Below are 12,573 nucleotides of genomic sequence, written 5' to 3' on the forward strand. Positions count from 1 at the left end.
AGAGCGGCATGGATCTCAGGGCATGGTGCGCGGCGCTCTGCGCGGCGACGGTGGGTCTCGTGGGCTGCGGCGGGGACTCGGGCACGGGCGATACCGGAGTTTCGCCGGGCGGATCGAGCTCGGGCGACGAGCCGGCGGGGGGTACCAGCGGCCAGGGGGGTTCCTTCGGCGAGGGGGTCGGCTCCGGCATCGGGTCCGGCAGCGGGACCACCGGGGGAGGAGGCAGCGGCGCGGGCTCCTCGGGGTGCGAGCACGTCGATGTCGTGTTCGCGCTCGACAACTCCTCGAGCATGGATGAGGAGAAGGCAACGATGCGCGACGTCGTGTTCCCGGCGTTCGCGCAGGCGTTGCTCGATATCGATACCATCCGCGACTTCCGCGCGGCCGTGATGGACGCCTGCCCCCTCCCCGCCACCTTCCACACGCGCGGCGCCGGGGGCGAGTGCTCGTTCCAGAGCGGCAAGGCGTGGATGGAGAGCACGAGCACCGCCCTCACGAGCGAGTTCCAGTGCGCTGCAGATCTCTACGGGGACGACGTCGAGTGCTCAGGTGACAGCGACGACGAGCAGCCCGCGTCCTCCGTCGCCGCCGCGCTGGAGCCGCCGTTCTCGACCGCCCAGAACGCGGGGTTCCTCCGCGACGACGCCCTGCTCGTGGTGGTGACGATCAGCGACGAGGACGAGCAGCCCGTCCCGCGCCAGACGCCGCAGCAGATCCACGATCGGCTGGTCGCCGCGAAGGGCGACGCGAAGAACGTGGTGTTCCTCGGCATCGCCGGGAGGCGGCAGTGCGAGGGCGCTTATGGGGACGCGGAAGCGGCCCGGGACATGCAGAGGCTCGTGGACCTGTTCGCCGCCGACGGCCGTGGGTTCTTCTGGGATCTGTGCGAGGGGCACCTCGAGGACGGCCTCACGAACGCCCTCGCGGCGATCGAAGAGGCGTGTGTGGAGTTCGTGCCCATCAACTGACCGCACCGGGCGAGGCGCGCTGACGAAGCGCTGACGAACGGCGGCGCCGTGAGGCGCCGCCGGCAGGCTACCGCGGCGAGCTCTCCTCGTCTTCCTCCGGCGCTCCGCCCTCCTCGGCGCCGAGCTGCTCGACTTCCCCCCACAACGCATCGAGCTCCAGCCGGAGCCCTTCGCATCCAGGCACATCGATGCTCCCATCGGTCGCATCGAGCGCGTGCGTGTAGCGCCCATCCGCCCCGAGCTCGAGGACCTCGATGCTCCGGAGCTGCGGATCGACGATCCAGTACCAGCGCACCCCGAAGGCGGCATATTCGCGGAGCTTCTCGACACGATCGCGGCGCCCGTCGCTCGGCGTGGGAGAGACGACCTCGACGGCGATATCGGGCGGGATACGCACGAGCCCCCGCGCCGGTGGCCTCCGGCTCCCGGGGAAAAAGACGGTCACGTCGGGCTTCCGGCCCCGCTGCGGCTTCACCGCGAATTTCGCGTCCGAGCCGCCCACCAGCCCGCCGCGGGAGGTGATCCAGGCGCGGAGCATGTGGATCAACCAGCCGACCACGACCTCGTGAACGTAGCCGGACACCTCTTCCTCCACGAGCAACCCGTCCACGAGCTCGCCCGGCTCATCCTCGGGCAGGGCCGCCCACTCGGCGAGCGACATCCGCCGGCCTGACGCGGGTGCGGGTGAACGAGCCGCGGCCTGGACCATGAACAGAGCCTATCACGCCTGCCGCAAGGGTGTATCGCGAGGGCGGCCCGCCGCTTGCTCCCACCAGGCGCGCGCGCGCAAGCATCCGCCGCGCGTCGACGACGCGCGAGGCGCGAGGGCTGGCAGGGGGTGACGGCAGGCCCGAGAGGCCCGGGAGGCCGCCGCAACGCGCTCGAGAAGAGATCCTTGACGGTAGACCATGCTACCGTTATAAAAAGTAACACCGTTACGAACGACGACGGGGGCGGCGGCTGCGCCGCCCGGAGGCCAGGCGACACGGACATGGCGAGCTCGCGCCCGAAGACCACGAAGACCAGCGGCACGACCCAGGCGGAGCGCCTGCAGGCGTCGAGCCAGCAGCGCCGCGAGCAGCAGAAGGAGAGCCTGCGGGGCGCGATCCTGGCGGCGGCGGGCGAGCTGTTCCTGGAGCAAGGTTACGAGGCGTTCTCGATGCGCCAGGTGGCCGAGCGCATCGGCTACTCGGCGACGACGATCTACCGCTATTACGAGGACAAGGACGATCTCCTGTTCGCCATCGTCCACGACGGCTTCAGCGAGTTCCAGCGGGCGCTCGTCGCGGCCGCCGAGAGCACGGCGGACCCGATCGAGCGGCTCGTGGCGCTCGGCGCCGCGTACGTTCGCTTCGGCATGGATAACCCGGTGCACTACCGGCTGATGTTCATGCAGCGCTTCGATTTCGTCTTCGACCAGCGGAAAGCGCGGCAACAGCCGATGATCGATTCGTTCAACGTGCTGCAAGATGCTGTCGCGTCCGCGATGGACGCCGGCGCGATGCAGCGCGGCGACGTGGAGCGCCACAGCCAGGTGGTCTGGGCCCTTGTCCACGGGATCACCGCCCTCGGCCTGGCCGATCGCGGCCGCTTCACGGCCGACGACGTCGACCGGACCCTGGAGATCGCCATGAAGATGATGGTCCGAGGCCTGCGCCCCTGAGCGCTCTCTTTTTTTCCCCAGAGTTAACACTGTTACGAATAGTTTCATCGTTACAATCAGCAGCCGGTGGAGGGTATGATGGATAGGGTCTTTGGACTGAGCGGGCTCCTCGTGATGCCGTTCTGGTTCCTGATGGTTTTTCTGCCCCGCTCTCGGTGGACGCGGCGGATCATGGAGTCGCCGCTCGTTGTCGTCGCGCCCGCGCTGCTCTACGCGGCGCTCGTCCTCCCGGTCCTCCGCGAGGTGTTCCCGATCGTCAACCAGCCGAGCCTCGCGGCGGTCGCCCCGCTGCTCGGCTCGCCCGCGGGCGCCACGATCGCCTGGGTTCACTTCCTCGCCTTCGATCTCTTCGTCGGACGGTGGGTGTACCTCGACAGCCGCGATCGCGACATCTCGCCGTGGCTCATGGCCCCGGTGCTCTATCTGACGCTGATGCTCGGGCCGATGGGGTTCTCGCTCTACCTCGCCGTCCGCGCGATCGCGGCGCGATCGCCGCGCGCCGTCGTCACGACCGCGGCGCCGCGCCGCGCCGGGGAGGCCTGACATGAGCGCCCGCTCGCTGAGCCCCTCGCTCTCGCTCCCTCGCTCGATCGAGGAGCTCCTCCGGCGAAGCCCCGTCCTGTTCATGGCGGCGGCCGCCCACGTCGCGCTGCTCGTCGTGCTGCTCGCCGTCGCCCCGCTCGACGCGCGCCTCGTGATGGGGGTGAACCCGTGGATCAAGCCGGCGAAATTCGCCGCCTCGATCGCCGTCTACCTCCTGACGATCAACTGGCTCGTCGGTGATGTCGCGCTCCCGCCGAGAGGCCGGCGGGCCGTCGTCTGGGGCACGGTGGCGATGGTGAGCTTCGAGATGATCGCGATCACCGCGCAGGCCGCGCGGGGCGTGGCGTCGCATTTCAATCAATCGACGCTGTTCGACGGGGCGGTGTTCGCGCTCATGGGCATCGCCATCCTCGTGAACACGGCGCTCGCGGCGTACCTCGCGACCAGGTTCTGGGCGACGCGACCCCCGCTGCCGGCCCCGTATCTCTGGGGCATCCGGCTGGGTCTCCTCCTGTTCCTGCTGGCCTGCGCGGAAGGCGGCTTCATGTCGGCGCACAACGCGCACAGCGTCGGCGTCGCCGACGGCGGGCCCGGGCTCCCCGCCGTCAACTGGAGCACGCGAGGAGGCGACCTGCGCATAGCCCACTTCTTCGGGATGCACGCGCTGCAAGCCGTCCCGCTGGTCGGCTACTGGCTGTCGGCGCGGGCGCCGGGGTCGGGGCCGCGCGCGCGGCGGGCCGTGGGATGGGTGATCGCGTTCGGCGTCGGCTACGGCGCCGTCGCGCTGGCGCTCTTCCTGACGGCCCTCGCTGGGCGACCGCTGATCCGGATGTAGCGCGCCGAGAGGACGGCGGTCCTGCGCTGCCGGAGGCAAAGCGACGAACCGGCGCAGAGCGCCGCCGCGTGACGATGGGCGCGAGCGGGAGGTCATCGACCGGACGACGGCGCCTGCAATGAATCCGTCACTTCATCGTCGCCGACAGACAACAACAAGCAGGCGCCGCGCCACACAACTGACACAAATTCCGTCTAGGCTCTCCAGCGCGTCTGCGCCTGCCGCTGTTTCCCATCCGCGAGGCTCGCCATGCCTGACAATTTCGTCGTCCAATCAAGCGCCCTGCCCTCTTCCACCAAGCTCGTAGCTTTTCATGGAACCGAGGGCATCTCGAAGCCCTACCGCTTCGAGCTCTACCTGGTGATGACGAACGACGTCGGCCAGAGCTTCGATATGGCGGCGGCCGTGGGGCAGCCGGTGAGCATCTCCCTGGAGCGGAGCGACGGCGGTGAGCCCTTCCTTCGAAGCGGCGTCCTCGGCAGCATCGAGCTCATCAACGAATTCGCCGGCCGGTCCGTCTTCCGGGCCACCATGGTCCCGCGCCTCGCGTTGCTCGCCATGTCGTTTCACAGCCGTGTCTTCACGGAGCAGGCCATCCCGGCGATCCTTCAAGCCGTCCTTCAGAAGGGCGGCGTCACGGACTGCGCGCTCCAGCTCCAGGGCTCCTACACCGCCGAAGAGCACGTCTGCCAGTACCGCGAGACCGACTATGCCTTCGTCGCCCGGTGGATGGAGCGCGAAGGCATCTATTATTACTTCGAGCACGGGGAGGGCGGCGAGACGCTGGTGCTTGTCGACAACAAGTCGGCCCATCAGCCCCATGGCGGCAAGCCCATTCGGTATTTCCCGCAGCCGGGCGGCGCCAACACCGCGAAGGACACCTTCCACGCCTTCACCTGCCGGCATGAGGCCGTGCCGAGCACGGTCCGCCTCAAGGACTACAACTACGCCACGCCGGCCGTACCGGTCACCGGGCAGGCGTCGGTCAGCCCGAGCGGCGTTGGCGAGGTCAGCGTGTTCGGCGCGCGGTTCTTCTCGTCGGGCGACGGGGCGCGGCTGGCGCGGATCAAGGCCGAGAGCCTCTCCGCGACCGGCGTCGTCTACCAGGCGATGGGCAAGGCGGCGACGGTGGTCCCCGGGTTCACCTTCGAGATCGAGGACCACCCGCGGGCCGCGTTCAACACGAAGTACCTGACCATCGAGGTCGAGCACTGGTCCAACCAGGCCCCGGACATGCCCGAGCTCCGCGACTTCGCGACGTGGACCGAGAACTACCGCATGGAGGCCAGGGCCATCCCCACGACGACGCAGTTCCGCGCGCCGCAGGTCACCGAGTGGCCGCGCATCTACGGCACCGAGATCGCGGTCGTCGAGGGGGCGGCGGTCAGCGAGTACGCGCAGATCGACAGCCATGGTCGCTACCGGATCAAGTTCCTCTTCGACGAGAGCGACCTGAGCGGGGGGAAGGCGTCGACCTGGGTCCGGATGCTCCAGCCCCACGGCGGCGGGATCGAGGGCTTCCACTTCCCGCTGCGCGCCGGCGTCGAGGTCATGTGCGCCTTCGAGGGGGGCGATCCCGACCGGCCGGCCATCGTCGGCGTCGCGCCCAACGCGCTGACGCCGAGCCCGGTCACGTCGGGGAACAACACGCGGAACGTGATCCAGACGGGCGGGCGGAACCGGCTCGAGCTGGAAGACCAGGCCGGGCAGGAGCGGGTCACGCTGTCCACGCCTTATGACAACACCTACCTCCGGATGGGGGCGCCCAACGGCGGCGCGTCGTATGAGGTCAAGTCGCAAGGCCACGCTTATGTGTGGATCGGAGGCAGCTCCGAGAACATCGTGACCGGCAACCGGACGGCGATCACCGCGGGCATCTCCGAGAGCGTGATCGGGGGCTTCAGCCTGAGCGCCGTCGGGGGGTACGCCGGGAGCTTCATCGCTGGATACGCACAGAACGTGATCTTGGGCTATCGCCACACGACCATCCTCGGCAATGAGAAGACGATCCTCCGCGGCAACCGAAAGACCACCATCACGAAGGATCGTACCACGAGGATCGGGGGCGACGACACGTTCATGCTCGTGGGCGATCGCGACGCGACCATCAGGGGCAACAGCAAGTTGCGCGTCCTTGGGAGGCGCAACACCAATATCCAGGGCAGCGACAAGAGCACCTTCTTCGACGGGCGAGAGACGACGATCTACGTGTCGAGCCGGACGACGGTCAACGGCACCAGCGAGGTCGATATCAACGGCACGCGACGTGCGGACATCCGCGGTCACGCCACCGGCAACTTTTACGCAGGGCGAACGACCAACATTCACGCGGGGGGAGTCAGGAAGACGATCAGGGGTGGTACCACCGCCGAGGTCTTTGGCCCGATCAAATTCACGCTTCACGGGCCGAAGCAAAGCACTGTCAATGGCCCCGCCGAAAGCACCATCACCGGGCTCTACAAAACCACCATCGGGTCGCGCATCGAGATCATCAAGGGGACCAAGACCGAGAGGATCAACGGTCTGGCATACAAATATGCCCCCAAAGAAATAAAGAAAGTGACGTTCGCGGAGGTCAACGCGAAGGGTCTCAAGTACAGCGCCGAGCTGTGTCGCATTCAATACCAGCTCGGCTTCCACAAGGGGCAGCTGCACCTCATCCAGTAATTCACCTGCCGCTTGTGGCACAGCCTCGCGCTGAGCGCCGAATCGAACGACCCATCGAGCCCGCCACCCTGGAGTCCGTCGGATGAAAATCGTCAAGCCCATGCGCCTCGGGGTGGTGCCGAGGGTCTTCATGCATCAGCGCACCCCGCACCTCGTGGTCACCACCTTCGTCGGCTTCTCCTACGACCGGCCGGCCCGGCTGCTCTATGAGCCCACGGTCTGGAAGATGGCCATGGAGGAGCTCGGCGAGGACGGCCTCCTCGACGAGTTCAACCCCAAGACCCGGGGCGAGCTCCTCGTCACGGGCCGCTGCTATCCGCCGGGGCGCGTCGCCCGCCCCGCGAGCTCGGTCCGCGTCCAGCTCGGACCCATCGACAAGAGCCTCTACGTCATCGGCGACCGGACGTGGGGGATGCTCGGCATGTCGGACCCGGCGCCCTTCACCGAGATGCCCGTCACCTGGCGAAACGCCTTCGGCGGGAAGGATTTCGCCAGGAACCCGCGGGGCAAAGGCCACGGCGACAAGAGCGCGGCGCTCCCCAACATCGAGTCGCCCAGGCACCTCATCCACGCGCGCAGCGACTGCCCGACGCCCGCCGGCCTCGACGGCTACGACCTGACGTGGCCGCAGCGGTTCTCCAAGATCGGCACCTACGACGCGGCGTGGCGCGACGAGTGCTTCCCTGGCCTTGCGCGGGATCTGGACCCGACGATGTTCAACATGGCCCCGGAAGACCAGCAGTTCGACGGGGCTTTCCGGGGCGACGAGGCCTTCGTTGTCGAGAACATGCACCCCGACAAGCCCCGGATCGAAGGCGCCCTCCCCGGGGTCGTGAGTCGATGCTTCGTCGTCCTCAAGGCGAGCGACGGTGTGGAGATCCACGAGCCCGCGATGAAGCTCGACACGGTGCGTCTGTTCCCGCACCGCGAGCGCGGGGTCGTCCTCTTCCGCGGAGGCATCGAGATCTCCGAGGACGACGCGGACGACGTGGTGGCCGTGCTGGTCGCCTGCGAAGCCATGGGTGCTCCCAGGCCCGCCGCGTATTACCACGATTACCTGATCCCCCGGCTGGGCCTTCCGGGCAACGATCTCCCGGATGACCAGGACGACGTGCTCATGCCCGAGCCCGAAGATCCGGAGGCGCCGCCGCTGCCCGACGACACGCTCTCCGGGCTCGCGTCGAAGCTCAGGCGAGAGGGGTTTCTGGGAGGCACCCCGGCTCGATCCGTGAAGCGCGCGGCCAGCGCCGCGGCCGCCGCCGGTGTCGTCACAACCGGTGTCCATGAAGCGGGAGCGGAGCAGGACCCTGACGTCGAAGCGGCCGAGGCCGAGCTCGAGGGGGACCAGGACCTCGAGGCGACCGAGGCCGAGCTCGCCGAGGTGGGGACCGACTCCGAGTACCTCGTCGCCGCAGCCGACGAGGACGAGGCGGAGCCAGCCACGGACTTCCCGGAGGGCACGGAGACGGGAGAAGAGGAGAGCCCCGCGTGGTCCCAGGCGGACACGGGGGTGAGCCACGAGGCGGACCCGGAGGCGCTCGCGTTTGCAGCCTCGGCGACGACGCCCGCCCTGGAAGACGACCCCGAGGAGGCCGAGGCGCTTCGCGCGCAAGAAGCGCTCACGGAATGGGGCAAGAAGCAGCTGCGAGACCATGGCATCGATCCAGAGGCGCACCTCGCCCAGGAAGAGTTCTCCGACGACCTCGCGTCCCTCGATGACCCGGAAGACCCCGAGGAGGCCGTGGTCCGCCTGGTCGAGGGCAGGCTCGGCAGCGGGCTGACGGCGCACGGGGTCGACGTCGGTGCCTTGCTGGCGAGGGCGCGTCAGAACGACTCCGAGGGCCCGAGCGAGATCAGGATGTCGGAGGTCCGCGAGCGCATGCGGCAGTCGCTGACCAGCGAGGGCTTCACGCCGGAGAAGACCGAAGAGCTGGTGTCGTCGCTGGACTGGCAAGCCTTCGAGGACGAGACCCAGGCCGCGGCTGACGAGGACCTCGACGACACATTCCACCTCCCCGACGAGGCGCCCGAGGCTGCCCACGCCCTGCCCGAGGACGAGGCCTGGGGCGGTGAAGCCGCGGACGACGAGGGCTTCGCGTCCGCGGAGGATCTGGACGACAGGGCCTCGTCGTTCGCCGAGCTGGGCGAAGACGGGCCGCGGCTCGCGCACCTCCTGGCGGCCGCCGCGCCCCTCGACAGCGAAGAATCCCTGCGACTTCGCCGCGACGTGGAGGCCGGGCACAAGGAGGGGCGGAGCTTCGCGGGGTGCGACCTCACGGGCGCCGACCTCTCTCACCTCGACCTCGAGGGGATCGACCTCGAGGGCGCCATGCTCGAGTCGGCCTTTCTCACCGGGAGCATCCTGCGAAAGGCGAAGCTCACGGGAGCCGTCCTGGCCCGAGCCAACCTGGAGGCCGCGGATCTCTCGGAGGCCACGCTCAACGGAGCCAATTTTGGCTCGGCGTGCCTGCGGGACGTGAAGGCCACGGGAGGCGTCGATTTCGGCGAGGCCGTGCTCGTCAAGGCGGACCTCTGGGGAGCGGATCTGTCCGGCGCCAATCTCTCGCGCGCCGACCTCTCCGAGGCCAATTTCTGCGACACCAACCTGGAGAACGTCGTCGCGGAAGAGGCGATGTTCCAGCAGGTGGATCTCACGGGAGCGCGCCTCGTGGGCGCGCGGCTCACGGGGTGCACCTTCAACGAGGTGAATGTGACCGAGGTCGACTTCACCGGCGTCGACCTGAGCTCCGCCACGTTCATCGCCGCCCAGGGCGACGGCGCCGTCTTCCGGAACGTGATGGCAAAGGACCTCACGAGCGTGATGGGCTCGTCCTTCGCCGGCGCAGACTTCTCCGGCGCGACGCTCGCCGGCGCGAACCTGATGGGGACGAGCCTCGCCGGCAGCGACCTCTCCGACGCCGACCTGCGCGGCGCGCTGCTCAACGAGGCCGACCTGACGGAGGCGAACCTCGATCGCGCGAACCTCGCCGACGCCATGCTCACCCGCGCCAACCTCACCAGGGCGTCGCTCTACGCCGCCGACCTGAGGCAGAGCATCATGAACCATGCGTGCGTCCAGGGGGCCAACTTCGAGAAAGCCAACCTGTTCAGCGCATGCGCCGATCGAATGGTTGGAGATGACGACACGAGCTTTGCCGGCGCCAACCTCAAGCGACTCAGGGTAATACCGGCCTAGAGGGAGCATGGACAGGGAAGCGCTGCGCAAGCTGATCGAACAAGAAGAGGTCGTTTCGGAGCTGGATCTGTCGGGCTTCGACCTGTCGGGGCTCGACCTCTCGGGCGGGATCTTCGAAGATGTCCGCTTCACCAACGCCAATCTGACCGGCGTCAAGGTGCGCGAGGCGATCTTTCACCGCTGTGACCTCGCGGGAGCCAACCTGAAGGGGCTGGATTTTCACCTTGGCACCGCCATGGACTGCACCCTCGCGGGGGCCGTGCTCGCCGGCGCCTCGCTGGTTGGAGCGAGCCTCTCGGCCGTGGACCTCGAATCGGCCGATCTCACCGGAGCCGACCTCTCGTCGGCCACCATCGATCATGCCCAGCTCAAGAACGCCCGACTGGTCCGTGCCAACCTGACCGACGGCACCCTGTTCGGCGTCACGCTCGAGGGCACGGACTTCTCTCAGGCCGACCTGACAAGGGCCGTCCTGTTCCGTCAGGACCTGTCCCAGGCCATTCTCACGGGGATCACCCTCGTGGAAGCGATCCTTGTCGAGGTACGGATGGGGCCCAAGGACTTCCGGCGGATGGACCTCAGCAGAACGCAGTTCACCAGCGCCGACCTGCACGGCTGCGACTTTTCAGGGGCCACGCTGACGCAATGCGGCTTCAAGGGCGCCAACTTGACCGGGGCTCGGCTGGACGGCGCCGTCGCCCAGCTGGCCGACTTCGTCGAAGCGACCCTGATGAACGCGAGCCTCACCCAGGCCGACCTGAGCCAGGCGCTCTTCGTCGACGCGCGCGCGGGCGCCGCGAACCTCTCGGGCGCGCGGCTCGAGATGAGCGTCTGGCACCGGGCGAGCTGCCCGGGTGCCCGCTTCTGCCGGGCAGACCTGAGCCATGCAGACTTCTCCCACGCCGACGTGTCGTTCGCCGATTTTTCCGACGCGACGCTGTCGCGCGCGCGGCTGCACCGCGTGACGGACAAGGGCACGATCTGGCCGCCGGGCAAGGCGCTGGCGCACGGAGACGACCAGGAGCTCAAGGAAGCAGAAGACTGGCAGGCCAACGTCCTTGGGAGGCCTGCCGGCAGTCAACGCACCCCTCACTCATGAGGAAACCATGCAGAGCGCAGCAAGAGCGAGACAGACCCAGCGGGAAGCCCACGGCGAACACGGCGCCGTGCTCCGCATCGATGGCTCCGCGTACATCGTCGAGACCGAGAGCGGCGAGGTCCGCGCGAAGCGCGCGACGAGCTGTCTGCTGGAGCCCGCCGCCGGCGACATGGTGCTCCTCACGGCCGTGAACGGCGCGCATTACATCCTCGCCGTTCTCGAGCGGGAGGAAGGCGCGCCCTTGCACCTCGTCTCCGACGGAGATCTCCAGATTCGTCTGCGGCGCGGCTCGCTGGGCATCGCGGCGCCCGACGGTGTACACGTGGCCGCCGGCAAGGACCTCTCGATGGCCGCATCGACCTTCCGTGTCCAGGCCAAGGAGGGGCACGTCGCGCTGGAGCTGTTCACGCTCCTCAGCAAGATGGCCCGCGGGGAGGTCGACCGGGCCAAGCTGATCGGCCGGAGCCTCGACTCGGCGCTCGAACGGCTGTCGCAGAGGGTGAAGCGCTCCTACCGCATCGTGGAAGAGGCTGACCATGTGCGCGCCGAGCGCATCGACTATGCGGCCAAGGGCAACCTCGTCATCCACAGCGAGAACGCCAAGATCACCGCGTGCCACGTCGTGAAGATCGACGCCGATCAGATCCAGGTGGGGTGACCGAACATGTTTGCAATCACATCGCGCGGTGGAATGGACTTTGGCATCCCGGACGTCTGCCGTCTTCCGACGACCATCCCCGTCCCATTTCCAAACTTTGCGGCGAAGCCCATGGGGACGTCCCCCGCGTACAAAGTGCGCATCGGGCCCGCTCCCGCCCATACCCTGGCGACCACCATTCCGATCACCTCCGGCGACAACCCCGGGCTCCTTGGCGGCGTGATCTCCGGCCGCAACATGGGCCCCGCGAGGCGTCTCCGATGCTCACGTAACACGTTGTGGCAGGGAAAACCGGCGGTGGTGCTGAGCGCCAACGGCCTCGGGAACCAGATCAACACGAACTCGACGACCATTGTCCCGAGCCAGACCAAGGTCCTGATCCTCAAGTGACGTCCGCTCGGTCATCAGCGAGAGCCGCCCGCGAGAGCGACCCGAGATCCCGCCCTGTTCTGACCGCTGAGGGACACTCACGTGGCCATCGATGAAACTACCCGCATCCGCCTGGGGATCATTCAAAAGAAATACGGCGATCGCCTGGCCCGGAGCGCGAACGGCTCCAACCCGCCGGACCGGCGCCAGGTGTTCATCGATGAATTCCGGCGGATCCTGGCCGACATCTTCGTTCCCACGTTCGAGGCCATCGGCCGTGAGCTCTCCTCGTCAGGGCACGCTTACCGGATCGAGCATGACGTGGGCGAGAAGACCCCCAGCATCGAGTTTCACCTCCTGCTCCGGGGCGTGCCGAAGGCGAACAACCTGATCCGCCTCTTCTACAACGCCGAGGCCGCGGGCGACGGAGAGGTGATCGCCGAGGTCAACGTCTACCAGACCCTGACCGAGCTCACGCGGTTCCGGGTGCTGGCCCGGGTCACCCGGGAGGTCGCGGAGCAGATGTGCGTGGACGCCATCGAACACGTCTTCGCCTGCAACGCTCGCTGAGAGGC

The 12,573-nt window shown here is 68.1% G+C and carries 11 protein-coding genes; 10 read left to right on the forward strand and 1 reads right to left on the reverse strand.

Annotated features, from left to right (window positions below):
• The first annotated feature begins 8 nt into the window (after window positions 1-8).
• A complete protein-coding gene (locus tag WMF45_RS37075) occupies window positions 9-968 on the forward strand; it encodes a hypothetical protein (protein ID WP_437710474.1) in 960 nt (319 codons plus the stop codon).
• 67 nt (window positions 969-1,035) lie between these two features.
• Here the strand turns inward: WMF45_RS37075 and WMF45_RS37080 are convergent, their stop codons facing one another.
• Window positions 1,036-1,677: a Uma2 family endonuclease gene (locus WMF45_RS37080; protein ID WP_437710476.1), complete on the reverse strand. Its 642-nt coding sequence runs from the start codon at window positions 1,675-1,677 to the stop codon at window positions 1,036-1,038.
• Window positions 1,678-1,959: 282 nt separating this feature from the next.
• Here WMF45_RS37080 and WMF45_RS37085 point away from each other — a divergent pair, with 282 nt between their 5' ends.
• The 9 genes from WMF45_RS37085 to WMF45_RS37125 all read left to right on the forward strand — a co-directional run bounded on the left by WMF45_RS37085 (window position 1,960) and on the right by WMF45_RS37125 (window position 12,568).
• Complete coding sequence (locus WMF45_RS37085; RefSeq protein ID WP_437710477.1) at window positions 1,960-2,631, forward strand: TetR/AcrR family transcriptional regulator; 672 nt, start codon at window positions 1,960-1,962, stop codon at window positions 2,629-2,631.
• Between the two features lie 75 nt (window positions 2,632-2,706).
• Window positions 2,707-3,174, forward strand: coding sequence for an ABA4-like family protein (locus WMF45_RS37090; RefSeq protein ID WP_437710479.1), 468 nt, complete (start codon window positions 2,707-2,709; stop codon window positions 3,172-3,174).
• 1 nt (window position 3,175) lies between these two features.
• Window positions 3,176-4,009: a hypothetical protein gene (locus tag WMF45_RS37095; RefSeq protein WP_437710481.1), complete on the forward strand. Its 834-nt coding sequence runs from the start codon at window positions 3,176-3,178 to the stop codon at window positions 4,007-4,009.
• A 249-nt stretch (window positions 4,010-4,258) separates the two neighbouring features.
• Window positions 4,259-6,676 (forward strand): type VI secretion system Vgr family protein, encoded by a 2,418-nt coding sequence (locus WMF45_RS37100; RefSeq protein WP_437710483.1) that lies wholly within the window; start codon window positions 4,259-4,261, stop codon window positions 6,674-6,676.
• An 82-nt stretch (window positions 6,677-6,758) separates the two neighbouring features.
• On the forward strand, window positions 6,759-9,872 hold the full coding sequence (locus WMF45_RS37105; RefSeq protein ID WP_437710485.1) for a DUF2169 family type VI secretion system accessory protein: 3,114 nt from the start codon (window positions 6,759-6,761) through the stop codon (window positions 9,870-9,872).
• A 7-nt stretch (window positions 9,873-9,879) separates the two neighbouring features.
• Window positions 9,880-10,971: a pentapeptide repeat-containing protein gene (locus tag WMF45_RS37110; RefSeq protein WP_437710487.1), complete on the forward strand. Its 1,092-nt coding sequence runs from the start codon at window positions 9,880-9,882 to the stop codon at window positions 10,969-10,971.
• Window positions 10,972-11,038: 67 nt separating this feature from the next.
• Window positions 11,039-11,629, forward strand: coding sequence for a DUF3540 domain-containing protein (locus WMF45_RS37115; protein WP_437710489.1), 591 nt, complete (start codon window positions 11,039-11,041; stop codon window positions 11,627-11,629).
• A gap of 33 nt (window positions 11,630-11,662) precedes the next feature.
• Window positions 11,663-12,019 carry a DUF4150 domain-containing protein gene (locus WMF45_RS37120; RefSeq protein WP_437710491.1) on the forward strand — a complete coding sequence of 119 codons (357 nt, stop codon included), beginning with the start codon at window positions 11,663-11,665 and terminating at the stop codon, window positions 12,017-12,019.
• Between the two features lie 81 nt (window positions 12,020-12,100).
• On the forward strand, window positions 12,101-12,568 hold the full coding sequence (locus WMF45_RS37125; protein WP_437710493.1) for a hypothetical protein: 468 nt from the start codon (window positions 12,101-12,103) through the stop codon (window positions 12,566-12,568).
• The last annotated feature ends 5 nt before the right edge of the window (window positions 12,569-12,573 follow it).

The organism is Sorangium sp. So ce448 (assembly GCF_051520915.1).
Lineage (GTDB): Bacteria > Myxococcota_A > Polyangia > Polyangiales > Polyangiaceae > Sorangium > Sorangium cellulosum_B.